Annotated in this window: 20 protein-coding genes and 2 riboswitches; of the genes, 8 read left to right on the top strand and 12 right to left on the bottom strand. The window is 63.6% G+C overall.

The window, feature by feature from the left end; translation table 11 throughout:
• Positions 1-59 precede the first annotated feature (59 nt).
• From gcvT to apbC, 9 genes are all read right to left on the bottom strand, one after another.
• A complete protein-coding gene (gcvT, locus tag EYW45_RS06325) occupies positions 60-1,163 on the bottom strand; it encodes a glycine cleavage system aminomethyltransferase GcvT (RefSeq protein ID WP_161134485.1) in 1,104 nt (367 codons plus the stop codon).
• A 95-nt stretch (positions 1,164-1,258) separates the two neighbouring features.
• Positions 1,259-1,388, bottom strand: a riboswitch (glycine riboswitch).
• Between the two features lie 34 nt (positions 1,389-1,422).
• Positions 1,423-1,520: riboswitch (glycine riboswitch) on the bottom strand.
• 168 nt (positions 1,521-1,688) lie between these two features.
• The gene (locus EYW45_RS06320; protein WP_161134484.1) at positions 1,689-2,315 is read right to left on the bottom strand and encodes a superoxide dismutase; all 627 of its coding nucleotides are present in this window, start codon (positions 2,313-2,315) and stop codon (positions 1,689-1,691) included.
• Between the two features lie 176 nt (positions 2,316-2,491).
• The gene (locus EYW45_RS06315; protein ID WP_161134483.1) at positions 2,492-3,694 is read right to left on the bottom strand and encodes a BaiN/RdsA family NAD(P)/FAD-dependent oxidoreductase; all 1,203 of its coding nucleotides are present in this window, start codon (positions 3,692-3,694) and stop codon (positions 2,492-2,494) included.
• Positions 3,694-5,955 (bottom strand): arginine/lysine/ornithine decarboxylase, encoded by a 2,262-nt coding sequence (locus EYW45_RS06310; protein WP_161134482.1) that lies wholly within the window; start codon positions 5,953-5,955, stop codon positions 3,694-3,696. The genes EYW45_RS06315 and EYW45_RS06310 overlap by 1 nt, the downstream gene beginning before the upstream one ends.
• A 148-nt stretch (positions 5,956-6,103) precedes the next feature.
• Positions 6,104-6,559, bottom strand: coding sequence for a hypothetical protein (locus tag EYW45_RS06305; protein WP_161134481.1), 456 nt, complete (start codon positions 6,557-6,559; stop codon positions 6,104-6,106).
• A gap of 102 nt (positions 6,560-6,661) precedes the next feature.
• Positions 6,662-7,228, bottom strand: a complete 567-nt coding sequence (gene dcd, locus EYW45_RS06300; RefSeq protein ID WP_161134480.1) for a dCTP deaminase — start codon at positions 7,226-7,228, stop codon at positions 6,662-6,664.
• Positions 7,229-7,306: 78 nt separating this feature from the next.
• A complete protein-coding gene (locus EYW45_RS06295; protein WP_202444591.1) occupies positions 7,307-11,050 on the bottom strand; it encodes a translocation/assembly module TamB domain-containing protein in 3,744 nt (1,247 codons plus the stop codon).
• Between the two features lie 5 nt (positions 11,051-11,055).
• Complete coding sequence (locus EYW45_RS06290) at positions 11,056-13,005, bottom strand: autotransporter assembly complex protein TamA (RefSeq protein WP_161134479.1); 1,950 nt, start codon at positions 13,003-13,005, stop codon at positions 11,056-11,058.
• Between the two features lie 5 nt (positions 13,006-13,010).
• Positions 13,011-14,096, bottom strand: a complete 1,086-nt coding sequence (apbC, locus tag EYW45_RS06285; RefSeq protein WP_161134478.1) for an iron-sulfur cluster carrier protein ApbC — start codon at positions 14,094-14,096, stop codon at positions 13,011-13,013.
• A 101-nt stretch (positions 14,097-14,197) separates the two neighbouring features.
• Here apbC and EYW45_RS06280 point away from each other — a divergent pair, with 101 nt between their 5' ends.
• Positions 14,198-14,509 (top strand): hypothetical protein, encoded by a 312-nt coding sequence (locus tag EYW45_RS06280; RefSeq protein WP_161134477.1) that lies wholly within the window; start codon positions 14,198-14,200, stop codon positions 14,507-14,509.
• Between the two features lie 183 nt (positions 14,510-14,692).
• Positions 14,693-16,870, top strand: coding sequence for a methionine--tRNA ligase (metG, locus tag EYW45_RS06275; protein ID WP_161134476.1), 2,178 nt, complete (start codon positions 14,693-14,695; stop codon positions 16,868-16,870).
• A 3-nt stretch (positions 16,871-16,873) separates the two neighbouring features.
• On the opposite strand, the gene EYW45_RS06270 is transcribed toward metG, so the two are convergent.
• The 3 genes from EYW45_RS06270 to EYW45_RS06260 form a co-directional block, all read right to left on the bottom strand.
• Positions 16,874-17,620: a sulfurtransferase gene (locus tag EYW45_RS06270; RefSeq protein WP_161134475.1), complete on the bottom strand. Its 747-nt coding sequence runs from the start codon at positions 17,618-17,620 to the stop codon at positions 16,874-16,876.
• 83 nt (positions 17,621-17,703) lie between these two features.
• Complete coding sequence (locus tag EYW45_RS06265; protein WP_235938879.1) at positions 17,704-18,636, bottom strand: DUF4377 domain-containing protein; 933 nt, start codon at positions 18,634-18,636, stop codon at positions 17,704-17,706.
• Positions 18,637-18,638: 2 nt separating this feature from the next.
• The gene (locus tag EYW45_RS06260) at positions 18,639-19,166 is read right to left on the bottom strand and encodes an META domain-containing protein (protein WP_161134474.1); all 528 of its coding nucleotides are present in this window, start codon (positions 19,164-19,166) and stop codon (positions 18,639-18,641) included.
• 119 nt (positions 19,167-19,285) lie between these two features.
• Here EYW45_RS06260 and EYW45_RS06255 point away from each other — a divergent pair, with 119 nt between their 5' ends.
• The 6 genes from EYW45_RS06255 to EYW45_RS06230 all read left to right on the top strand — a co-directional run bounded on the left by EYW45_RS06255 (position 19,286) and on the right by EYW45_RS06230 (position 26,173).
• Positions 19,286-20,182, top strand: coding sequence for a LysR family transcriptional regulator (locus EYW45_RS06255; RefSeq protein WP_161134473.1), 897 nt, complete (start codon positions 19,286-19,288; stop codon positions 20,180-20,182).
• Positions 20,183-20,442: 260 nt separating this feature from the next.
• Positions 20,443-21,639, top strand: coding sequence for a CaiB/BaiF CoA transferase family protein (locus EYW45_RS06250; protein WP_161134472.1), 1,197 nt, complete (start codon positions 20,443-20,445; stop codon positions 21,637-21,639).
• On the top strand, positions 21,636-22,589 hold the full coding sequence (locus EYW45_RS06245) for a hydroxymethylglutaryl-CoA lyase (protein WP_161134471.1): 954 nt from the start codon (positions 21,636-21,638) through the stop codon (positions 22,587-22,589). Before EYW45_RS06250 ends, EYW45_RS06245 begins: the two co-directional genes overlap by 4 nt.
• Before the next feature lie 180 nt (positions 22,590-22,769).
• A complete protein-coding gene (locus EYW45_RS06240; protein WP_161134470.1) occupies positions 22,770-23,762 on the top strand; it encodes a Bug family tripartite tricarboxylate transporter substrate binding protein in 993 nt (330 codons plus the stop codon).
• A gap of 114 nt (positions 23,763-23,876) precedes the next feature.
• Entirely contained in the window at positions 23,877-24,872 is a 996-nt protein-coding gene (locus EYW45_RS06235) for an alpha/beta hydrolase (protein ID WP_161134469.1), read from the top strand.
• 284 nt (positions 24,873-25,156) lie between these two features.
• A complete protein-coding gene (locus tag EYW45_RS06230) occupies positions 25,157-26,173 on the top strand; it encodes a pentapeptide repeat-containing protein (protein WP_161134468.1) in 1,017 nt (338 codons plus the stop codon).
• Positions 26,174-26,195: the final 22 nt, after the last annotated feature.

Below are 26,195 nucleotides of genomic sequence, written 5' to 3'. Positions count from 1 at the left end.
GCGATTCGGCATCCACTCATCCACCGCATCCGCCGTTTTACAGTACCGCGTGAATGAGTTTACGAGGCTTCGACAGCTTTGCCGTGACGCACGAACGTGGTGGCGCACACGACGGCCGGCACCGCCGTGCCGCGGATATCGACGGTGACGGTATCGCCGGCCTTCACACCCGCCGGCACACGCGCGAATGCGATCGACACGCCTAGCGTGGGCGACATCGTGCCGCTGGTCACTTCGCCGGGCCCCTGGGGCGTCTGTACGGTCATGTGCGCGCGCATCACACCGCGCGATTGCAACTTGAGCCCGACGAACGCGGCGGGCGCGGGGAACTGCTCGATGGCCTGACGGCCGATGAAATCGCGGTCCGCATCCTTCAACGACACGGTCCAGGTCAAACCGGCTTCGCCCGGATGCACGAGCTCATCCATGTCCTGGCCATAGAGGTTCATACCGGCTTCCAGGCGCAGCGTGTCGCGCGCGCCCAGGCCGCACGGGCGCACGCCTTCGGCGGCGAGGTCGTTCCAGAGCGTGACGGCCTGGTCGGCAGGCAGCACGATCTCAAAGCCGTCCTCGCCGGTGTACCCGGTGCGGGCGACCAACGTATCGGCATCGATAACGGCAGCCGAAAACGGCTTGAGCGGCTCGCTGGCGGCGGCCCAATCGGGACGGACGGCGAACACACGCGCCCGCGCCTGCGGGCCTTGAACGGCGATCATGGCCAGGTCGCGGCGCGGCGTGATCGTCACGTTTGCGTCGGTCGCCTGGGCGACGCGCTTCATCCACGCGATGTCCTTGTCGGCCGTACCGGCATTGACGACGACGCGCCAGCGATCGGGCGTGAAAAAATAGACGATCAGGTCGTCAATGACCCCGCCTTGCGGATTGAGCATGCAGCTATAGAGTGCGCGGCCCGGAGCGGCCAGCTTGGCCACGTCATTGGCGATCAGCTTGCGCAGGAAACGCGTGGCGCCGTCGCCCGTCACATCCACATTGAGCATGTGCGACACATCGAACATGCCGGCATCGGTGCGCACCGCGTGATGCTCTTCGATCTGCGAACCGTAGGCCACCGGCATATCCCAGCCGCCGAAATCGACCATGCGGGCACCGGCTGCACGATGCATATCGGCCAGGGGGGTCGTCTTGAGCGGGGCTGCGGACATCGTCGGGGTACTCCAGGAGCGGCGTGGCCGTAAGCGGGCGCACGTCAAGGGATGGGTTCGGCCGTGAGCGACGCACATGCGTCACCTCCCGGTTGATCCGCCCCTCTGTCCTTTTGCCTGAGAGTTGCCCTGCCAGCTTGCGATGGCAGGTTTGCACCTTCGGCGTCACGGTCCACAGCCTGCCCTCGGGCAGCACGGCGGCCGGATCTCTCCAGAGTGCTGTCTCACCGCGTGCACCGGTAAACGGCACGAGACGGCAAAGCACGACGCGGTAACGGATGCCTGAGCGATTCTGGGCGAATTGCGCCTTCGGCGGCTGCACCGGTAAACCGGCCAGCGCTCTCCCGCGTCATACGTGGACAGCCCCGTAAGAATACCGCGAAAGTGCACCCGCTCAAAATGAAAAATGGCCGGATTGCACCGGCCATTCGTCTTGCGGGTCCTGCCCCGATCGGGGCTGTCCGATCGCGCGCGGCACACGTCGCGGCTCATCGGACTGTCGTCAGGGACGACAGGACCAGATCATCACTTCTTCTTGCCTGCCTTGGCGGCTTCGAAGCGGCGAGCCACTTCTTTCCAGTTCACCACGTTGAAGAACGCGCCGATGTAATCCGGACGGCGGTTTTGATACTTCAGGTAGTAAGCGTGTTCCCACACGTCCAGACCCAGAATCGGGATATTGCCCTTTTCCAGCGGGCTGTCTTGGTTGCCCGTGCTTTCCACGACGAGCTTGCCGGCCGGCGTCACCGACAGCCAGGCCCAGCCGCTGCCGAAGCGCGTCAGGGCAGCTTGCGTGAAAGCTTCCTTGAACTTGTCCAGACCGCCGACGTCGCTGTCGATGGCTTTGGCCAGATCGCCGTCCGGAGCACCGCCGCCTTCAGGCGACAACACGGTCCAGAACAGGCTGTGGTTGGCGTGACCGCCGCCGTTGTTGCGCACCGGACCCTGCAGGTCGGCGGACAGCTTCGAAATTCCGGCCACCAGATCTTCCACGTCGGCGGGCGCGTCCACGCCGGCTTTTTCCAGCGCAGCGTTTACGTTGTTGATATAGGTCTGATGGTGTTTCGTGTAATGAATTTCCATCGTCTGCGCATCGATATGGGGCTCGAGCGCTTTGTAGTCATAGGGCAATTTCGGCAGTGAATAAGCCATGTTCCATCTCCTATATATCGTTCAACAAAAAGGTCGCTCTCAAGGGTAAGCGCCGGGGCCCGGTCAAGGCAAGTATCGCCCTGCTGCACGCCCGGACATTCATCTACCCCTTCATAAGCAACCGCCTAAAAATCATAAGCAAACCGCCGCAAGTCGGATGCCCGTGCGCGTCTGCCTCATAGCGCCCGGCCGCAGGCCGCGCCCGAGGCCCAGGCCCACTGAAAGTTATAGCCGCCCAGCCACCCGGTCACGTCGACCACTTCGCCGATGAAATGCAGGCCCGAATGCGTGCGCGACTGCATCGAGCGCTGATCCAGACCGCGCGTATCCACGCCACCGCGCATCACCTCGGCCTTCTTGTACCCGGCCGTGCCGGTGGGGGTCAGCGACCACCCATGCACATTGTCGGCCAGACGGCGCAGCACCTTGTCCGGCGCGTCGGCCAGCCGCATCGAGGCCATGTCGGGCGCGGGCGCCGTGGACGGCGTCGCCAGCCACTGTTCAGCCAGGCGCTTGGGCCACAAGCCGCCAAGCACCGTCCCCAACTGCTGACGGCTGCCCGACTTGGCCTCGATCAATGCTGCGCCCAGGTCGCCCCCGGGCGCGAGATCGATCCGGATGGGGGTATTGGGCTGCCAATAGCTGGAAATCTGCAGAATCGCCGGCCCCGAGAGGCCACGATGGGTGAAGAGCAGGTCTTCGAGAAACGCCCCGCCGGCGCGTTTGTCGCCGGTGGCCACGCGCGCCTCCAGCGCCACCCCTGACAGGCTGGCAAAGGGTTTCCAGGCGTCGGGTTCGAACGTCAAAGGCACCAGCGCAGGTCGCGGTTCGATTACCTTGTGGCCGAACTGCCGGGCGAGCTTGAGACCGAAATCGGTCGCGCCCAATTGCGGAATGGCCATGCCGCCGGTGGCCACGACCAGCTTGCGCGCAGCGATTGCGCCCTGGTTCGTCTGCAGCGCATAGCCCTCCGGCGTGGCGGCCACGCTGTCCACCCGACACGGCATGCGCCACTGCACGCCACCCGTGCGGCACTCATCGCGCAGCATGTCGATGATGGCTTCGCTCGAGGTATCGCAAAACAACTGACCGCGATGCTTTTCGTGCCAGGCGATGCGGTGGCTTTTGATCAACTGCAGAAAATCCTCAGGCGTATACGCGCTCAAGGCTGAGCGGCAAAACGCCGGATTATCCGAGAGAAAATTGGCCGGCAACGTGCCCAGATTGGTGAAGTTGCAGCGCCCGCCCCCCGAGATGCGGATCTTCTCCGCGAGCTTTTCCGCGTGGTCGATGATGACCACGCGCAAGCCGCGTTGACCGGCCACCGCGGCGCACATCATGCCCGCGGCGCCGGCGCCGATGACGGCAACGTCGAACATCAGTCTTCGATCAAGCAGTCCACGTAGTAGCGCGTGCGGCCATCAGGCATCACTTCGGCGGCCAAGCCGTGCACATACGTTTCGAAACTCGGGAAGCGCTCGTTGAACTCGCGGGCGAACTGCAGGTATTGCACGATCGTGCGGTTGAACCGCTCGCCCGGCACCAGCAGCGGAATGCCCGGCGGGTAAGGCGTAAGCAGCACGCCAGTGACGCGCCCTTCGAGCTGATCGATCTCCACCCGTTCGACTTCGCGGTGCGCCATGCGTGCAAAGGCGTCGGACGGCTTCAACGCCGGCACCATGTCGCTCAGGTACATCTCGGTGGTGAGGCGGGCCACGTCACGGGCGCGATAAGCCTCGTGGATCTGCTGGCACAGATCGCGCAAACCGATGCGCTCGTAGCGGCGGTTCTCGCGGCAGAAGTCCGGCAGGATGCGCCACAGCGGCTGATTGCGGTCGTAGTCGTCCTTGAACTGCTGCAAGGCGGTGAGCAGCGTGTTCCAGCGTCCCTTGGTGATGCCGATCGTAAACAGGATGAAGAACGAGTACAGGCCCGTCTTCTCGATCACGATGCCGTGCTCGGCCAGATACTTCGACACCAGCGCGGCGGGCACCCCCGTCTCGCCGAAGGCGCCGGAGATATCCAGGCCCGGCGTGATGATGGTGGCCTTGATCGGATCCAGCATGTTGAAGTCTTGCGCCAGATCGCCGAAGCCGTGCCAGTGATCGTTGGCTTCGAGCAACCACTCATCGCGGTTGCCGATGCCTTCGGCGGGCAGACGATTGGGACCCCACACGCGGAACCACCAGTCGTTCTTGCCGTAGTCCGACTCCACCTTGCGCATTGCGCGGCGGAAATCCATGGCTTCCTTGATGCTCTCTTCCACCAGCGCGGTGCCGCCCGGCGGCTCCATCATCGCGGCGGCCACATCGCACGAGGCGATGATGGCGTATTGCGGCGAGGTCGACGTATGCATCAGATACGCTTCGTTGAAGATATTGCGGTCGAGTTTGCGGGTCTCGGACTCTTGCACAATGATCTGCGAGGCCTGCGAAATCCCGGCCAGCAGCTTGTGCGTGGAGTGGGTTGCAAACACCATCGCTTCGGGGCTACGCGGACGATCCACGCCGATGGCGTGCATGTCCTTGTAGAACGTGTGAAACGCGGCGTGCGGCAACCAGGCTTCGTCGAAGTGCAAGGTGTCGACGTAGCTGCCGAGCTTTTCCTTGATCATTTCGACGTTGTAGATCACGCCGTCGTACGTGCTTTGCGTGAGCGTCAGAATGCGGGGCTGCTTGTTCGCGACCTTGCGCGCAAACGGGTTGGCCTCGATTTTCTTGCGGATATTTTCGGGTTCGAATTCTTCGAGCGGAATCGGCCCGATGATGCCCAGGTGATTGCGCGTCGGACGCAGAAACACCGGGATCGCACCCGTCATCGTGATGGCGTGCAGAATCGACTTGTGGCAGTTGCGATCGACCAGCACGATGTCGTCGGCAGCCACGTTGGCATGCCAGACGACCTTGTTGGAGGTCGACGTGCCGTTGGTCACGAAGTAGCAGTGATCGGCGTTGAAAATGCGTGCCGCGTTCAGTTCCGATTCGGCGATGGGGCCGGTATGGTCCAGCAACTGGCCCAGTTCGTCCACGGCATTGCACACGTCGGCGCGCAACATGTTCTCACCGAAAAACTGGTGGAACATCTGGCCCACCGGGCTTTTCAGGAACGCCACACCGCCTGAGTGACCCGGGCAGTGCCACGAGTACGATCCGTCCTGCGCGTACTTGACCAGCTCACGGAAGAACGGCGGCGGCAGCGAATCCACGTAGCTGCGGGCTTCGCGGATGATGTGACGCGCCACGAACTCGGGCGTGTCTTCGAACATGTGAATGAAGCCATGCAGCTCGCGCAGGATATCGTTGGGGATATGCTCGGAGGTACGCGTTTCACCGTAGAGGTAGATCGGGATTTCTTCGTTGCGAAAGCGCAGTTCGGCGATAAACGAGCGCAGTTTCTTGATGGCGCTGGCCACGTCCTCGGGCGAATCGGCGTCGAACTCTTCATCGTCGATCGACAGGATGAATGCGCTCGCGCGGCTTTGCTGCTGGGCGAAGGAACTCAGATCGCCGTAGCTCGTCACCCCCACCACTTCGATCCCCTCGGCTTCGATCGCGGAAGCCAGCGCGCGAACGCCCAGACCCGAGGCGTTCTCGGATCTGTAGTCTTCGTCGATGATGATGATGGGGAAGCGGAATTTCATGCGGGCGCTCCTGAGGTAGGCCAAAACGGACGCGAGTGTACAGCGCTATCGTGTCCGTGCGCTGACAATGAACACGCAAAAGGCGTGCAGCAAAAACGAGAGCCCGCCTGAGCGCGGGCCAAATATGAAAAGAGTGCGGAATCGGGCACTAGCGGATCACTTCCGACGTGCGTGCGGCCACGCCGGCCGCGAAACGTTGATAGAACTCGGGCAGCGAGTCGCCGCGGTCGGTACCCCGGGCCGCGTTCTCGACCTTGGAAATGGCGCACAGGCACACATCGAACTCGGGCTCGCCGGTGACGAGCACCACGGGATCGTCGTCGTCGCACACTTCATACAGGCCGCCATGGGCGCGACGCGCCACTTCATACACATACGAGGCGGCACCGAGCGACTGCAGGCTCGACAGCTCAAGTTTGCCCAACGCCGCCTGGCCCAACAGCATGTCGACCGCACGCAGACTGGCCGCGCTGTAATCGAGGACGAGGTCGTCGCGCGCGAAGTCGGCCACGAAACCATCGGCCGCTGCCTGCACGTTCGCCACAAACTCGTCCTGAATCTGTTGGGTGTCGTCCTGGGTGTCGCGCTTGAGAAATTCAAACATCGCTTATCTCCTACGATCGGCCCTGTACAGGCATACAGTCGATTATAGGAACGCCGAGCGCCACGGCGTCGGCAGGAGTGCAGCGGTTTGCATCCGAATGCTTCAGGTGCGCGGCAACGTGACACCACGCTGCCCCTGATATTTGCCACCGCGATCCTTGTACGACGTTTCGCACACCTCGTCGCTTTCGAAGAACAGCATCTGCGCGCAGCCTTCGCCAGCGTAGATCTTGGCGGGCAAGGGCGTGCTGTTCGAAAATTCCAGCGTGACGTGGCCTTCCCATTCGGGCTCGAGCGGCGTCACATTGACGATGATGCCGCAGCGCGCATAGGTGCTTTTGCCCAGGCAAACGGTAAGCACGCTGCGCGGAATGCGGAAATACTCGACCGTATGCGCCAGCGCAAACGAGTTCGGCGGAATGATGCACACATCGCCCTTGAAGTCGACGAACGACTTCTCGTCGAACCGCTTGGGATCGACGATGGTTGAATTGATGTTTGTGAATATCTTGAATTCGTTCGAGCACCGCACGTCGTAGCCATAGCTGCTCGTGCCGTAGCTCACAATGCGCTCGCCCTGGGCGTCGGTACGCACCTGGCCAGGTTCGAAAGGCTCGATCATGCCGCCTTCGGCAGCACGACGAATCCAGCGGTCGCTTTTAATGCTCATGAGGTAACCCGTTTCTAAAGTGACGCATATTTTAACGATGCTGGGCCAATCGTTGGCGGCGGTGCGACCCGCGCGCGCTCAATCATTGAAAAAAGTGCGATAAATCAGCGACAGCCCGTTGACCGAGCCGCCTTTCAAATCGACCGACAGCCGGCGCGACAACGCATAGCTGGCGCGGCCGACGGTTTCGGAGCCGGCCATCGCCTGCTCCACGCTCAGGGTAATCCCATTGGCGAACTTTTTGCTCGCCACCAGGAATTGCGTGGCCAGATCGCTGTCGCTGTCACGGTTGACGTTGCCCGCCACGGTGCGGTCGGGCAGCAGACTGCCCGAACTGCCGATGGCCCCGGAACGCACGCTGACGTCGTCAAGCCCGAATCGCCGATAGAAAGGTTCGCCACCGCCCAGAAGCGCTGTACCCACCGACAGCAGCAGGGCCGTGTCGGCGCCGCTTTCATCGGGGCCGCGGCCCAGAATCAGCCACGACAGCTTTTCGACGTCGTCCACATCGGGGTAGGACACCAGATCGATGCGCGGGCGTTGCGCCGTGCCGACCACGCGCACACCCGCTTCGACCTGCTCGCCGGTGCGCAAGGCTTCGATATCCAGAATCGGGTTGTCCAACGCGCCCTGGAAGGTCAGCGTGCCGCGCCGCAATTGCAGCTTCTGGCCGTAGGCTTCGATCCGCCCACCGCGCGTGCGCAGTGCGCCCACACCGGATAGGCGCCCGTCATCCATAACGATCTGGATATTGCCGATCAAACCCGCATCGAGCCCCATGCCTGTGATGTAGAACCGCGGCCCCATGTCGAATTTAAGGTTCATGCTCATCTGCATGGGCGTGCCGGCAGACGCCTGCGTTTGCGTTCCCGGCCGCACCACGCGCACGTCGTCGTCCAGCGACGGCACACTTTGCAGGATCTCCAGGCTCACCCACCCGGCATCCGCCGTCAGATCGCCAGTGATCGTCACACGCGGCAACGCGGCGTCGATGTTGAGTACGCCCGAGATCATGGCATAGCGGTCGCTACGCTGCAGGGCCGGAAAACGATGGACGTCGACGCGCACGTTGCCGACCGACTCCACCAGATTCCATTTGCCCTTTGCCTCGATGTAGCCACCCTTGGCGCCTTCGTTCTCGGTGATCCAGGTGCGGGTACGCCATTCGTCCGGCATCACACGCAAGGAGGCGGGAAAACGCAGGCTATCGAGGATGACGGTGTTGTCTTCGAGCCGTGCCGAGAGCGTGCCGTCGAACAGGCGCACCCCATCGTCGATACGGATCACGCGCAGTTTGCTGCCGCGGATCGTGCCGCTGGTGCGCCACGGGCCGGCCAGCGTGCCTTGCGTATCGATACTGGCGGTGACGGCACCGCCCAACTCGATCGAGTCGCCGGTAAAGAGGCTCACCCAGGCCAGATCGGCGATGTTGGCATCCAGTTTGGCGCGCAAGGGCTGCTTTTCGTCCAGGGCCAGGCCGTTGAGCATGGCGCTGGCGTTACCCTTTACCGTGCCCATCTTGGCCGTGGCCACGTTGATCGTGGCATCCACCCGGCTGGCCGCGCCGCCGGTAGGCTTGGCCACGAGATCCACGGCGAGCGCTTGCAGATTGAGCGGAATCGGCGGATCGCCCGGGATCATCACGTCGCCATTGCGGCGCGCGATGCGCGCCTGGCCCGACAACGCGTTGGCGAACTTGAGATCCCAGGAGGCGTCCAGCCCAATGCTGCGTGCCGCGTCGCTCGGCCGTGCGTTCACACGCCCGCGCTCGCGCGCCGCCTGCTGGGCGGCATCGGGGTCGAGGGCGCGCATGATGCTCTCGACCAGCGCGGGCGACACGATTGCGTTATCGATGCGGCCCGCCGTTTCCCAACGTCCCGCGCCCCCACGCGACCCGGCGTGCGCGAGCGTCATGCGTTGCTTGTTGGGAAAGCCCACGCCCACCTCGGCAGCACCCACCTGCCACTGCCATTGCGGCGCCTGTGCGTCCGGCAGGAATGCGACCTCGATCTGACGCGCGATGCCCACATCGAATCCTGCGTGGGAGGCTGTGAGCTTGGACAACTGACCGCGCCACCCCACCAGTGCAGATTGAGGATCCGTACCGGCACCCTTGCCCCAGCCGCCGCTGAATGCCAGCGCCGCATCGGCGCGCGCGCGGCCCAAGGCGTTTTCACGGGCGTTGGCCGGCGTGTAACGCGCAGTCAGTTCGCCCTGATGCGAGGCGATGGTGCCGGCAAGCCGGGCCTTCAAATCGGCGCCGCCCGGCAGATCGGGCCAGAAGGCATCGAGCCTCGGCGCCGTCGCCGCCAGCGTAATCGCGCTTTCTGTCGCACCCAAACTGCCCTGTGCCTGCACCTTGTTGGGCCCCAGCCTCAAGTCGATGTCGACGTTATCGATGCGGAACCCCGCCAGCGCTTCGGCTTCGGCGCTTTGCGCCTGCCCGGCGACCGCCGGTGCGGCGAGCGTATCAGTGGCCACGCGTGCCGCCACTTTGCCCGCCAGCGGCTGCTTGTTCCAGCGGCTGCCCTCGGCCACCGTCAGATCCACTTGCGCTTGTTGCAGGGCCGATTGATCGCGCAACTCGGCCGAAAAGGCCAGATCCGTGGTCAACAGTGCCTGCGGCATGCCGCCGCCCGCCAGACGCGCCACGTCAAGACGACGGGTGGCGAGCGTGCCCTTGAGCACATCGCGCACAAACCCTTCCATTTGCTCGGTGGTCCAGTCGACCTGGGCGGTAAGGCCCGAGCCATCGGCCAGGGTGACGGCCGCGTCGGCGCGGCGCAGGGGGAACAACCCGCGCGGCGTGAGATCGGCATTCGCCGCCAAAGTGAGGCCCGAGCCCTCGCCGTCGAGTTTGATGGTCAGGGCGTCGAGCGAGCCGTTCGCGTGCACGGTGACCACCGCCGGGCAGGACGCGCGTGCTGATTCCGCCGCTGAAGGCGCGCCGTCAATGCCCGCCGCCTGGCCTGGCGCTTGAGCGGCAGGCCGCGCGACGAGCGCCGCGTCATAGACCGCTGCCGTGGCGGTCATCGCCCGATACCGGTCGCGCGGCGACAGTGCGGCGGACTTCGCGGGTTTCCCGGCGCCAGCCTTGATCGGCTTGCCGTCCTTATCGCGCGCCAGCGCACGCCCGGCCGGATCCAGATACTGATCCAGACACAGCGGCGAGTCCGCGCCAATGCCGGTGGCCGCTGCAATCAGCCGCGCCTCGAGCGGGTACGGATCGTTGAGCGATGCCAGGTTGATCTCTGCTTGAAGATCGGTCTTGGCGATCGGATGGTCGATATGCAGGCTATTCACGCGCAATTGCGCGCCGTTGCCGTTGGCCGCCAAAGTGGCTTGCAAACGGCTGAGCGATACGGGCAACGGATGCCCATTCTGCGTGAAATTGAATTGGTCGATGGCGAGACGATCGACGGCGATATCCACCGGCAGCGACAGCGGACCCGCAGGCCCCGCATCTTCCTCGGCCGGCTTATCCGTATCGGAAAGCGCAACTGTCAGGCTTTTGGCCGACAGCGCGCGAACGTGTACGCGGCGGGCATTGAGCGCCTTCCAGTCCACAACCAGATTCAGGTCGTCGATCGCCACATCCACGCCCGGCAGCTTGATCGCCAGACGTTGCGCCGAAACGCCCTCGAGCAGCGTGCCGGACACGCCTACGGCCTCGCCGTCCAGCTGATTGGCGGCGGTGGTCAGCAGAATCCGCGTGCCGGTTTGCGTGCCCATCGCCCAGAAGGCGAATCCCAACACCACCGCCAGCAACAGCACCATCGCGGGCAGCGTCCACACCAGAAGCCGCCGCAGCAGTTTGCTCAATCCATTCAAAACGCCAGACCCAAGGAAAAGTGCAGCCGGAGATCGCGTTCGCGCTGCCCCCAGGCCACGTCAAGAAACAAGGGCCCGGCAGGTGTACGCACCCGTCCCCCCACGCCATAGCCGATCGCCATTTTCATATCGCCGAAAGACTCGGCGGCGTCGCCCGCGTCGACGAACACGCCTACCCCGAAACGCTCATCGAAGTAGTGGTCGTACTCGACGCTGGCGACCGCCAGCGCGGGCGCACCCACCGTGGCGTCGCCCCGTTTGGTGCCGATGCTTTGATAGCGATAGCCCCGGATCGAGCGTGCGCCACCGGTACGAAAACCGAAATCGTCAGGCACGCTGACCCGTGCCGCCGACCACACCTTGCCCACTTCGGCCCGCGTCGTCAGGACGTCGCGTTCGCCGATCGGCCACCATTTCTGCGCCCGAGCGCGCAGCCGGGTAAACGGCTCGCCGTTGTCCAACGTCACGCCCACGCCGGTGCCCAACGAAATCAGGTTGCCCTCGCGCGGGTCGTATTTGCTGTTCACGTCGCGGCGCAGCCATTCGGCGGTGGCCGTCAACGTGGGCAGGTTGTAGGGCTTTTCACCATCGATTTCGATGCGATCGTGCGCGGCAAGCAAGCCCCACCGGTTTTCGTATTCGACCCGGCTGCCGTCGCCGGCCGCGCGTTCACGCAACCGCGTGGCGCCCAGCGCGAACCGCGTCACTTTCAAGCCCTCGATATCCGACCGGTCGGCCAGCACACCCACGCTATCCTTGTTGCCCTTCTGGTCGGGCGGCAACCCGATGTCGGCGTAGGCCCGCTGGCGCAGCCGATCCAGGCCGATACCCGTCTCCAACGTGACCGGTTGCCCCAGCACGACGTTCTGCCGGTACTGCGTTTCGAGCCGCACACCCGCGCTATCGTCCACGCCGATCGACGCCGACAGCCGCTTGGGCGGCGCCTCGACGACCCGAACGCGCACCGGCAAGGTAATTTCGCCATTGGGATCGACCGCTTCGGCCGCGCGCCCATCGCGGCCACCGGCCACGCGCGCGTCGCCACGCGGCGAGGTTGGATCTTGCCCTCCCACCGACAGGCCATCCTTGGCGGGTCCCGCGGCCGCTTGCTGGGCGTCCCGCGCATTGCCGCGCTCGTCCGGCGCCTCGCCGGCCTGCGGCGACATGTCCGGCCCGCCGGGGCGCTGCAGCGACACGAAGGCTCCGCGGAAAAACGACGTGCCTTGCAGATCCTGCTGCCAGGTGTCCAGCTTGTCCTGGTCGTAAGCCGCGCCGGGGCGATAGCGGATATAGCGTCCGATCAGCGAATCGGGCACGCGGTTCAGCCCGGTGGTTTCGAGCTCGCCCATCTTCACGGCAGGCCCACTATTGATATCCACGCGCAACCGCACTTCACCGGCGTCCGGATTCACCGCAGCCTCCGATGACGTCATCCTGGCCAGCAGAAAATCCTTGCTCGACACCGAATTGAGCAACTCGGACTTGGCCTTGTTCCAGTCGGCATTGATGAAGGGGCGGCCCTCTGGCAACAGCCACGCGCGGCGCAAGGCGGCAATCCGCTCGGCATAATCGTCGCCGGTGATGCGGCCCGCGAAGGTGAGATCCACCCCGGCAATCGTCGAGCGTTTGCCTGCCTTGATGCTGATGTTCCAGGTTTCGCCAAGGGCGTCGGTATCCGGCTCGAGCGTGACCTCAGAAGCAAAATAGCCTTGTGTGGTGAGCGCCGTCTGCGTGGCATCGCGGGCCCGGCGGCGCAAGCGGTCGGCTTCGCCGCCGTCCTGATCCTCGGCCTGCGTGGCGATCACGTTCACCGCCTGCGTGATGACTTGCAAAGATTGCGGGGTGACCCCGCCCGGGTCGATCACGATCTCGGGCTTTTTGGCGTGGACCGCGTTACCCCATAGGGCCAGAACCAATGCGAAGGTGGAGTGGGTCTTCCAATGCATAACGATTAAGACGCGGCCACGACCGGCGGAAACATACCGGCGCGGTCACGCGGCAACGCCGCCACACCGATGGCCACACGGCGGGCGATCCGCCGATAGGCCGCAGCGGCCTCGCTATCGGGCGCGGCCACGACGGTGGGGTTGCCCGCATCGGCCTGCTCACGAATCGACATCGTGAGCGGCAGGCCGCCCAGCCAGGGCGTGTCGTATTGCGCAGCCATGCGCTCGCCGCCGCCTTCGCCAAAAATGGCTTCGGCGTGGCCGCAGTTCGAGCAGATGTGCATCGACATGTTTTCGACCACACCCAAAATGGGCACTTCGACCTTCTCGAACATCTTCAGCCCTTTACGCGCGTCAAGCAAAGCGAGATCTTGCGGCGTACTGACAATGACCGCGCCCACCACAGGCACTTTTTGTGCCAGGGTCAAGGCGATGTCGCCGGTGCCGGGCGGCATATCGACGATCAGATAGTCCAGATCGCGCCAGTTGGTTTGCCGCAGCAGTTGCTCCAGCGCCTGCGTCACCATCGGGCCGCGCCAGATGGCGGGCGACTCGGGATCGATCAAAAAGCCGATCGAGTTGGCCTGCAACCCATGTCCCATCAGAGGTTCCATGGTCTTGTTGTCGGTACTCTCAGGCCGACCGTCGATGCCCAGGATCGTCGGCTGACTGGGGCCGTAGATATCGGCATCCAGAATACCCACCGACGCGCCATCGGCCGCCAGCGCCAGCGCCAGATTGGCCGCCGTCGTGCTCTTGCCCACGCCACCCTTGCCCGACGCGACCGCCACGATGTTACGGATATTGGGCAGCGGCTTTAACCCGCGCTGCACCGCGTGCGTCGCAACTTTCCAACGGATCGACACGTGTGCGCCCGGTGCACCGGCCTGGGCCAGGGCTGCATTGGCGGCGTTGGACAACGCCACGCGGGTCGCTTCACCGACCGGATAGCCAAGCGCCACGCCGATTTTCAGTGTATCGCCGGTTTGTTGCACGTCGCGCGCATCAATGGAAAACGCCCAGCCGTCTCCGGTTTCGGGATCGGTCACAGTGCGTAACGCATCCCGTATTTGTTCGATCGTCAAACTCATGTCACTATGGTTCCGTAGACAACTTCATATTCGCAGCGATGGCAATCCCCTAAGGATAGCGGATCGTGGGAACCAATCCCGCCATCGAGGCTCATACTCTCATGACTGATACGATTTCTCGCTTAGTACAGGGCGTCTTGTTCGCCATGCTTGCCGTGATCGGCATGGGCATGGCGCTGGTCTTCATGATCTCCACCGCGATTGCGGTGGGCGTCCTTTATATCGTGGCCCGCGTCCGCGGCAAGCCCTTTGGCGTACGCGCCTATTGGGATCAACGTCGCGGCGGCCCGAAAAAGCCCGGATTCGGCGATGCGGCCGGCGGTTTTGCCGCCAAGGGCCCGTTCGCCCGCCAATCCACGCCCAAAACGCCCCGCAAAGACATCATCGATGTCGAGGTACGCGAGGTGCAGTAAACCGGGTGGCGGGGCGCGCTTCTATGCAGCGCGCCCGTTTTTCTTCATGCGGCAGCATTGGGGAAGTCGTCCGATTTGAACGGCATCCGGGGTGCATTTTGGATGCAAGTCGCACGCCTCTCGCGCGGCTTGCATTTCGTGCCCTAAAATAGCGGGTTGACGTCTTACTCGTTGATCCGCCACATGTCTCGCACCCTTTTCGTTACGACCGCACTGCCGTACGCCAACGGCTCCTTCCACATCGGCCACATCATGGAATATATCCAGGCCGATATCTGGGTGAGGTCAATGCGAATGGCAGGGCACACCGTGCACTTCGTCGGTGCCGACGACGCGCACGGCGCACCGATCATGCTCAAGGCCGAAAGCGAAAACATCACGCCGCAGGCGCTGGTGGCCCGCTATGCCGACGAACGTCCCAAGTACCTGAACGGCTTCAATATCCGTTTCGACCACTGGCACAGCACCGATTCGGCCGAAAACGTCGCGTTGTCGCAGGACATCTATCGCGCCCTGCGCGAGGCCGGCCTGATCGACACCCGCACCATCGAACAATTCTACGATCCGGTCAAAGGCATGTTCCTGGCCGACCGGTACATCAAGGGCGAGTGCCCGAAGTGCCACGCCAAGGATCAGTACGGCGACTCGTGTGAAGTCTGTGGCGCCGTCTATGCGCCCACCGATCTCATCAATCCCTACTCCACGCTCACGAATGCCACGCCGGTGCTCAAGCAGTCGGAGCATTTCTTTTTCAAGCTCTCGGATCCGCGCTGCGTAGCCTTCCTGCAGGACTGGACCACGGGCAGTAATGCCGTGGGCGCCAAGCGTCTGCAATCCGAAGTGCTCGCCAAAACGCGCGAGTGGCTGGGTGGCGAGGATGGCGAAGCGAAGTTGGGCGATTGGGATATTTCTCGCGATGCGCCCTACTTTGGCATCGAGATCCCCGATGCGCCGGGCAAGTATTTCTACGTGTGGCTGGACGCCCCGGTGGGCTACCTCGCCTCGCTCAAGGCCTACTGCCAATTGAAGGGGCTCGATTTCGATGCCCTGCTCGACCCGGCCGGCGCCACCGAACAGGTGCATTTCATCGGCAAGGACATCATTTACTTCCACGCCCTGTTCTGGCCCGCGATGCTCAAATTCGCCGGCCGCAAGACGCCGGACGCGCTGAATGTGCACGGTTTCATTACCGTCAGCGGCGAAAAGATGTCCAAGAGCCGCGGCACCGGCATCTCGCCCCTGCGCTATCTCGACCTGGGCATGAATCCGGAATGGATGCGCTACTACATCGCCGCCAAGCTCAACGCACGCGTCGAGGATCTCGACTTCAATCCCGACGACTTCATCGCTCGCGTCAATAGCGATCTGGTCGGCAAGTACGTCAACATCGCCAGCCGCGCCGCCAACTTCGTCACCAAGCACTTTGACGGCAAGCTGGCCTTCGTGGGCGATACCGATGCAATGGTGCAAGAGCAGACGGCGTTGGCCGACAGCATTCGCGCCGGTTTCGAAGCGCGCGAATTCGGCCGCGTGATTCGCGACATCATGGCCTACGCCGACCGCATCAATCAGGCGTTCGACGCCGCCCAGCCGTGGCTGCTCGCCAAGGGCATCGAGGGTGCCGACGACGCCACCCGCGCGAAGTTGCAAGATATCTGCTCGCGCGCACTGGCTGGCTTCAAGGCCGTTTCGGTCATGCTCACGCCGGTGCTGCCCGCGCTCACCGACCGCGTCGCGCAGGAACTGTTCGGCGCTGAGCAACCCTTCGTCTGGGCGGATTCAGGGCAACTGCCGCAGGCAATCGCCCCGTTCAAGCATTTGATGCAACGCGTCGACCCCAAGATGCTCGACGATCTGTTCGAGCCCCCGGCCGGTGCCGTGGTGGCAGGCGCCACAGCCGCCGCGGTGGCGGCAAAGGCGGCCAAACCGGCGCAAGCTGCGACGTCCAGCCCCGCAGCCACGCCTGGAGATGGCACGGTTACCGCAGACGGCGTCTTGCCCGGCGGCGAAGCCATCGCCCCCATCATCACGATCGATGATTTCGCCAAAATCGACCTGCGCATCGCCAAAATCGTCGATTGCGTCGCCGTTGAAGGCTCCAAGAAGTTGCTGCAGCTAACGCTGGACGTGGGCGAAGGCCGCCATCGCAACGTGTTCTCGGGCATCAAATCGATGTACGAACCGCAGGACCTGATCGGCAAGCTCACGGTGATGGTTGCCAATCTGGCGCCGCGCACCATGAAGTTCGGCGTCTCGGAAGGGATGGTGCTCGCCGCCAGCCACGCCGATGGCAAGGCCGACCCCGGCATCTATGTGCTGGAACCGTTCACGGGCGCCAAGCCGGGGATGCGCGTGGGATAAGGTTTACGGCGCCAGCCGCGCAGGCGCCAAACCCGGATCCAGCGTTTCGCGGTCGTCGAACACGAAGCAATTGCCGCGGTATCCGGCGCCGTCGGTTTCCTCGAAGTATTTGAGGATGCCGCCCTCGAGTTGATAAACGTTGTCGATCCCTACCTCGGCCATCAGCAATGCCGCTTTCTCGCAGCGAATGCCGCCGGTACAGAAGCTCACTACCGTCTTGCCGGCCAGCTCGTCACGGTGCGCGCGCAGCGCTTCCGGAAACTGCGTAAAGCGATCGATGCGCCAGTCGATGGCGTTCTCGAAGGTGCCGGCATCCACTTCGAAGGCATTGCGCGTATCGAGCATGACGATCGGACGCCCTGTATCGTCGCGGCCCTCGGCCAACCATCGCGAAAGCGTTTTGGCATCCACGCTGGGCGCGCGGCCCGACTCCGGCTTGATCGCCGGATGGTCCATGCGGATGATCTCGCGCTTGAGCCGCACCCGCATTTTTCGAAATGGTGTGCTGTCCGACGTGCTGTACTTGGGCTCGATATCGGCGAATTCAGGGCGCGCGCGCAGCCCCCTCATGAAGGTGTCGATACCGCGTTGCGTTCCCGCCAGGAACAGATTGATGCCCTCGGGCGCCAGCAATATCGTGCCTTTCAACGAACAGGCGGCAGTTTCGTCCACGAGTTGCGCGCGCCAAACAGGCAGATCGTTGAGGCTGACGAACTTATAGGCGGCGATATTGACGATAGGGTCGGACATGAGCGGCACGCATACGAAAGGCCGCCTTGCAAAGGCGGCGAAGCGCATCATTTTAAGTCACGATGCCGCCTGCCCGGCAAACCTCAATACCCCACCACCTGCCGCTCGACGATCCGGTCCAGTACCCAGCGCGTGGCAATCGCATCCTGCGGCGGATTGGCATCCGTGGTTTCGGTCACGCTGATGCGGTAGATCACGCCCGGCCGGTATTCGAAGCCGGCAATCTCGCCATACCAAAGTTGCCAGGGCTGGCTTTCGTTATCGCGCACCTGATAGCAGGTGGTTTGCATCACGCCCGTTGAGCACGGTGCGCGTTGCGCATTCACGTACACCAGTTTGGTCGCGCCCGGCTGGCCGCCCACAGCCGGATCCTGGCGGCGGGCGAAGTCGAGGATGTCACCGTTATCGAGTGTCAGCGTCAGTCGGGTAGGACTGCTGTAGTTATCGACCGACGAGGCCACGATGCGCGTGAGACCGGCCAGATAATCGCGCTCCAGGGCCGAGGTCGCCGGCGACGCGCACGCCATCAGGGTGGCGGCGGGCTGGGCGGTCAGAATCAGCAACCCATTGGCCACCGTGTAGTCTGCAGAATAACTATTGCAGCCCGCAAAGCCGTTGATACGGCGTTGTCCCTGCGTGTGCGTGAATGCGATGGTCAGGGGCCGGCTACCCAGGTCCGGCGCGACCGGTTTGGCCGCGGATGCAGTCGGACGGCTTGCAGCCTTGCCGGTTTTGGCGACATTGGCTGCATTGGTCTTGCGCGTCGCTGGGGGCGGCACCGTCGCCGATACCGGCCGTGCGGCCACTGGCGTGGGGATCGCGCGCGATGCACCGCCCACGCTCGTCCAGCGCACGAGTTCCCAGGACGTTTGCGCCAGATAGTCCGACGCCTCGGCCGGCTGGAATCGCGCCGCCGGCACCACATCATTGCGACCGTTGTAGGACGACGCGCAGGCGGCGAGCGACGCACACAGCGTCGCCAGAACAAGGGTTCGCAATGTGCGGGTGCGCGTCATGGTCAATCTCGGCTGGAGGGATCGGCGCGGCGGGTGAACGTAAGCACGTCACCGTCCGAAATCGTAAACGTCATCTGACGCGGGGCACCGGCATTGTCGAGGGCAAACTTCGATACCTTGCGCAGCGCCTGCATGTACGACACTTCGAGCGCGTTGCGGGCCGCGTCGGCGCACGCCATGCGGGTGCTGGTGGGTGCGGTGATCGTCATGCGGCCCTTTTCAAGCTTGTAGCCGCCCATGTAGCGGTTGCAGCCCGAAAAACCCGCCACGCGGTAATCGCGCTGACGCACCAGAAAATCGATATGAATCGGCTCGCCGCCCGCAGGCGTGGTCAACGCCCGAATGCTGCCATCCGGATTTTTCCAGCTGGTGAGTTCCCAACTGGTCTGTGCCAGCGAATCCGACGTGGTAGCGGCATTGGCGGCCGCAGGCCCCTCCGCTTCCGCCCGGCCCGTTTGCGTGGCGCAACCCGCCATCGCCGCCGCGAACACGGCAACTCCCAACACTCGCGATAAGGCGCGGACTTGCATCGTTACTTCTCCTGGCACCCTGCATGAGCGCTTCCGCCCCTATTGTAGAAGCGCGCCGCGCTACCATTGTGATCCACTTGTAAACGCACGCGACAGCGCCGCGTCTCCCGAGCCGCCTCATGAACCTCGCCCGCCTCGATCTCGTCACCCTGTCTCTGTACGTGGCCGTCGCCCGGCTGGGCAGCATCTCGGCGGGCGCGCGTCACATGCATCTGGCAGTAGGCGCGGCCAGCAAGCGCATTTCCGATCTCGAAGCGGCACTTGGCACCACATTGCTCTATCGCAGCGCTGGGGGCGTGCACCCCACCGATGCCGGCCTGGCCTGCCTCGATCATGCGCAACGCGTGTTGAAGGAGGTCGAGCAACTGGCCGGCACCTTGTCTGACTACGCCGACGGCGTGCGCGGGCAGGTGCGCATCGCGGCGAATACGTCTTCGATTACACAGTTCTTGCCTGACGATCTGGCGCGCTTCATGGCTGAACACCCGGCCGTGCGTATCGACCTCGAAGAACAGAACAGTGACGAAGCCGTGGCCGCGGTGCATGACAACCGTGCCGACATCGGCATCTTCGCCGACCGCATGCCGTCGGGCGATTTGGTCACGTTTCCTTATCGTCAGGACGAACTGGTGGTGGTCGTACCCGAGGCGCACCCGCTGGCCACCCGTCCCCGGGTGGCATTTGTGGACACGCTGGACTACGACCACGTCGGCCTGCCGCCGGCCACCTCGCTGGCGTTGCGCCTGGCGGCTGAAAGCACCCGGCTCTCGCGCACGATCACATTGCGCATCCAGGTGCGCAGCTTCGACGCGATTTGCCGCATGGTCGGCGCCACGCGCGGTGTCGGCATCCTGCCGCGCATCGCCGCCGAGCCGCACGCGCGTTCGATGCAACTCAAACTCATCGCATTGACCGACGAATGGGCTCATCGGGGCCTGCTCCTTGGCGTACGCGATCTGGAATCGCTTGCCGTGCCGGCCCGATTGCTTCTCGCGCACTTGAGAGCGACGGGGTGAGTGACATGCAACGGACTGGCTTGCCGGACAAGATGCTGCTGTGCCGGCAACGGGCCAAACTTCGGACACTGGGCTGATTAAAGGCTTGGGACGACGCGTTGAGGGTGGACGCTGACCTGAGTGCGTCGCGCCGAGCCACATCAACCAATGGCGCTCGCCTTTCGCGAACCGCGAAAGCCCCCTTCGCCGATCGTCCATTCCAAGCCGACCTGCGCTCGGGCACACTCGCCTCATAACGATTCCAACTATTCGGAGACATCATGGCGCGCCAGATTCTGTCCGGCATTCGCGTGCTGGAGTTGGGCCAACTCATTGCCGGCCCCTTTGCCGCCAAAACGCTGGCCGACTTCGGGGCCGACATCATCAAGATCGAGCCCCCCGGCAATGGCGATCCGCTGCGCAAGTGGCGCATGCTGCACGAAGGCACGTCGGTCTGGTGGGAGTCGCAGTCGCGCAGCAAGCAATCCGTGTGTGTGGATCTGCGCCAGGCCGAAGGCCAGGAAGTGGTGCGTTCGCTGGCGGCTCAAGCCGACGTGTTGATCGAGAATTTCCGCCCGGGCACCATGGAAAAGTGGGGCCTGTCGTGGGAAACGTTGCACGCGCTCAACCCACGCCTGATCATGTTGCGCATCTCGGGCTACGGGCAGACCGGTCCCAAGTCGCAAGAGCCGGGGTTCGCTGCCATCGGCGAAGCCATGGCGGGCTTGCGCTACCTTAACGGCGAGCCGGGCCGTGCGCCGGTGCGCGCCGGGTTGTCGCTGGGCGACACCATCGCCGGCCTGCATGGCGCCCTGGGGGTGCTGCTGGCCCTGTACGAACGTGATGCGCGCGGCGGCCAAGGCCAGGTCATCGATGCGGCGTTGTACGAGAGCATTTTCAACCTGACCGAAAGCCTGCTGCCCGAGTACTCGGTGTTTGGCGCGGTGCGCGAACCGGCAGGTGCGGCCTTGCCCGGCATTGCGCCGTCCAACGCCTACCCCAGCCATGACGGCACCTTCGTGCTGATCGCCGGCAATGGCGACGGCATTTTCACGCGCCTCATGCAGATGATCGGGCGTCCCGATCTCGCCGCCGATCCGGGCCTGGCACGCAACGATGGCCGCGCGGCCCGTGTGGTCGAGCTCGATGCCGCGATTGCCGCCTGGACCTCCACTCGCGATATCGAGACCATCCTCACCGCCATGCGCGAAGCGGGCGTGCCGTCCGGCCGCATCTATTCGGTGGCAGACATCGCTCAAGACCCGCACTTTCAATCACGGGCAGCCATCGCACACATTACCTCGGCCGCCGGCGCCGAAGTGGATATGCCTGCCGTCTTTCCGTTGCTCTCCCAAAACCCTGGCGCGATCCGTCATCGTGCGCCCGTGCTGGGCGAGCACACCGATGCCGTCCTGCGCGACGCAGGTATCGACGAACCCACCATCGCCAAGCTGCGCCAGGCAGGAGTCATCGCATGAACCGCGGTTCCGCCCTCATCGAAGTCAACGAAGTCGGCCCGCGCGACGGCCTGCAAATCGAACCTGTGTTCGTGGCAACGGACGACAAGGTCGCATTCGTCGATGCCCTGTCAGCCTGCGGGTTCAAACGCATCGAGGTCAGCAGCATGACGTCGCCCAAGGCCATTCCGGCGCTGGCCGATGCGCAGGATGTGCTGCGCCGAATTCGGCGCGCGCCCGGCACGATCTATACCGCGCTGATTCCCAATGTGCGCGGTCTTGAGCGCGCATTGGAAGTGGGCGTGGACGAGATGAACCTCGTCATGTCGGCCAGCGAAACGCACAACCGCGCCAACCTGCGCATGACGCGCGAGCAATCGTTGGGCGAGCTGCTCGCCATCCTGAAGTACGCCCGCGCGCACGGCGATGTGCCCTGCAACGTCTCCTTGTCTACCGTGTTTGGCTGTCCATTCGAGGGCGACATCGCACCGGATGACGTCATGACGCTGGCCACACGATTGGTCGATGCCGGCGCACGCGGCATCACGCTGTGCGACACCACCGGCATGGCGTTTCCCAATCAGGTCGCTGCGCTGTGCGAACAGGCCGCGCACACGTTGGGACCCGACATCGCCCTTACCCTGCACCTGCACAACACGCGCGGCATGGCGCTGGCCAACGCCGTCGCAGGCTGGCAAACCGGCATTACGCGTTTCGATGCGGCCGTCGGCGGTCTGGGCGGTTGCCCGTACGCGCCCGGCGCAAGTGGCAACGTCAATACCGAGGAACTCGTGCACATGTTTGCGTGCATGGGGGTGGACACCGGCGTCGATCTGCCGGCGCTGCTCAACATTGTTGCCACGCTTCCCGATCTCGTACAGCGCAACATGACCACGCCATTGCTCGCTGCCGGCCCCCGCCTTCAAACGCATCCCGCACCGGCTTGGCTGGCCGAGCGGTTTCCGGCTTGACGATGATCATGCGCCGGCAACGATTTTTTGATCGCTCTTTCGATCGCGCTTTCGTCGCTCCCCCGTGCGGACATGACCGCACCACCTTGCGCCGTGCGCTGACTTGAACCTCACCGATTTCGCCTTTCATCCTTTATTGCCGCTTTACCGATCCCACATAAAAATATCGGAGACAACCCCATGACATCCTCTTTCACGCCTCGCGTCGTCAAACTCGTTGCTGCCCTCGCCGGCACCACCGTGCTATCGCTTTCGTCAGTCGCCCAAGCGGAATATCCCGAGCGCCCCGTCTCCCTGATCGTATCGGCCGCAGCCGGCGGCACGACGGATATCGCCGCGCGCCTGATTGCACAGCCTCTGGGCGAAGCGCTCAAGCAAAGCGTGGTCGTGGATAACCGGCCTGGCGCCGCCGGCGGCATTGCCGCCCAGGCCGTCAAACGCGCCGATCCCGATGGCTACACGTTGATGCTGCAGTACTCCGGCTTCCAGGTCATCACGCCCACGATCCAGCCCAACGCCGGCTGGGATCCGATCGCCGATTTCGCGCCCGTCGCCAATATCCTTTCCGCCCCGCAAGTGGTGGTGGTGCGCCCCGATCTTCCCATCAACTCGATGAAAGAACTGGTGGCCTACGCCAAGGCCAATCCGGGCAAGTTGAACTATGCCTCTTCGGGCAACGGCTCGCTGCAGCATGTGGCCACCGAACTGCTCAACCAGCAGGCCGACATCAAGATCACCCACATTCCGTACAAGGGCACGGGTCCGGCCTTGAACGATTTGCTGGGCGGTGCGGTCGACATGACCATCACCACCCCGCCGCCGCTGATTCCGCAGATCAAGGCGGGCAAGCTGCGCGCGCTGGCCGTCACGGGCGACAAACGCTTGCCCAGTCTGCCTGACGTGCCCACGGCCGCCGAAGCCGGCTTCCCCGATCTGCTCGTGTCGTCGTGGTTCGCCATCTACGCCCCGGCCAAAACGCCGAAGCCCGTGATCGACAAGCTCGCCGGCGAAGTCGAAAAAATCATGAAAACGCCCGCGTTCCAGCAAAAAGCGCAGGATCAGGGCGCGGAAGCCGACTTCAAAGGTCCCGCTGCGCTGGCCCAATATACGAAAGAAGAACTCGATCGCTGGGCCAAAGTGGTCAAGGCCGGCAACATTACCGCTGGCAACTAACGGTATGAAGGGTGCACCGCCAGCTCCCGACGGGTATGCAGCGTGCTGAATCATCGGTTAACCGAGCGCGTCGCCCATGGTGACGCGTTTCCTTTTCAGAACAAGGAGAACCGTATGAGCCTGATGAATACCGTCAAGGACGCCCTGGGCGTCGATCCTTCAAGCAACGCCGATCCCGACATGGGTCGCGTGCTCGAGGCGCTCAAGGCGCGCGATCCCAAGCCGATCGAAGATTGCTCGCCCGAGGAAGCGCGCGAGCAACCCACGCCCAGCGACGCGGTGGCCGACATCATGCAAGCTGATGGATTGTCGGCTGACGTGCCCGGTGTAACGAGCGAAGACATCACCATTCCCGGCCCGGGCGGCAGCAACCCCGCGCGCGTTTATCGTCCGCAAGGCACCGGCCCCTTCCCCGTCATTCTGTACTTTCACGGTGGCGGATGGGTCATCGCCGACATCGACGTCTACGATGCCACGCCGCGCTCGATCGCGGCGCAAACCGGTGCCATCGTGGTCTCGGCCGAGTATCGTCGTGCGCCGGAACACAAGTTCCCCGCTGCGCATGACGATGCCAACGCCGCCTACGCATGGTTGCTTGCCAATGCAGCGTCGATTGGCGGCGACCCCTCGCGCATCGCGCTGTTGGGCGAAAGTGCCGGCGGCAACCTGGCGATCAACGTGGCCATTCATGCTCGCGATACCGGCCTGCAGGCACCGGTTCATCAGGCGCTGATTTACCCGGTGGCCAGCAACGATATGAGCTCCGACTCATATCACCAGAACTCGAACGCCAAGCCGCTCAACAAAGACATGATGAAGTGGTTCGTCAAACACGTGATCCGCACCGACGCCGACAAGGACGATCCGCGCATCAACGTGGTGGCCGCCAATCTTCAAGGTTTGCCGGCCACGACAGTGGTCACGGCGGGCATCGATCCCCTGCGCTCGGATGGCGACAAGCTCACCGCCAAACTCACGTCCGCCGGCGTGCCTACCCAGCAATTCGACTATCCCGGCGTCACGCATGAGTTCTTCGGGATGGCCGCTGTGGTGAGTGCGGCCAAGGATGCGCAGAATACGGTGGCGCAAGGACTGAAAGCCGCGTTCTAAAGCAGCAAACCTGTAAATTGCAAACAATTGTCTGCCGCCTGATTTTGGGCGGCAGCGCGGATTCGACGGTCCCTGTACCGGAGATCCGAATCCACGAATTCAACCGCGGAAAAACCGTGCACGTGAAATTCGACGCCAGCACCCAGGAGGTCGCGATGGAACTGGACACACCTCGGTCACATTAACCCCTTACCGTGTGCGATAGGCGCGCGGCGTCTGGGCCGCGGCGGACCGCAATCGTGCGACAGCCGCTCGGGGCCTGCTTGCATGTACGGGGTCACCCAATGGATCGCAACGATTTCTTCGCCCACATCGCGCACGGCCGCATCATTCGGAACGCCGACTGTCGAGGATGGGATCTGTCGGACACCGACTTGTCTGGCGCGCACTTCGATAACGTCGATTTCGCAGGTGCCGACCTCACCGGCGCGATGCTTGACGATACCCAGTGGCAGCATTGCGAGCTCTCGGATGTGGCGCTCGAACGCGCGCGATTGGTTGAAACGCGGTGGTTTCGCTGCGATCTTTCGCGCGTAAATGCCACGGCCGCGCACATCGAAAGCTGCGCATTCGTCGAGAGCGCTTTCACCGATACCCGCTTCGCGGGCGCCGACATCAGCTGGACGACGTGGTCGGATTGCGATCTCAAGCGTACCGACCTGCGCTGCGAACGCCTGGAACGCGCGACCCTGCTGCGCAGCCAGATGGGTGGCGTGACGTTGCGCGACACGCGCTTATCGTTCGTGGTGTTTCACGATCTTGATCTACGTCGCGTAGACCTCACCGGCGCGGCGTTCGACGACGTTACCTTCATGCAATGCAACCTGACCGCAAAAAGGTTGAGCGGGCAGTTTTTTCATCACTGCCGATTTACCGATTCATTGCTTGAAAACGCGGATTTCTCGAATGCCCGACTCGGTGCCTGCACATTCGAGAACGCCATGCTTCGGCAAGCACACTTCGACGGCGCATCGGGCGCACACGCGCAGTTTTCGCACGCAGATCTATCAGGCGCGCAATTTTGCCGCGCTCAGTTTCAGCAGGCGGTGTGGTCAGACGCCAAACTGGACGAAGCCAACTTCGATCATGCGGCGCTCACAGCGAGCGTGTTTCATCGCGCACGCTGCGCACGGGCATCGTTTCATCACGCCCTTCTGGACGATGCGGACATGTCGATGGCCGATCTCAGCGACGCCGACTGCAGCGGCGCAAGCCTGACCGGCACGCGGATGCATCGTGCGATGGTGGCGGGCGTGCAATGGGCGACGCGCCATGACGCAGAAACAACCATTTCGGCATAGCACGAATCGTCACCCGGCTGCA

Origin of the sequence: Schauerella aestuarii, from assembly GCF_009866805.1 — a bacterium.
GTDB lineage: Bacteria > Pseudomonadota > Gammaproteobacteria > Burkholderiales > Burkholderiaceae_B > Schauerella > Schauerella aestuarii.
This window is presented reverse-complemented; position numbering and strand designations above follow the sequence as displayed.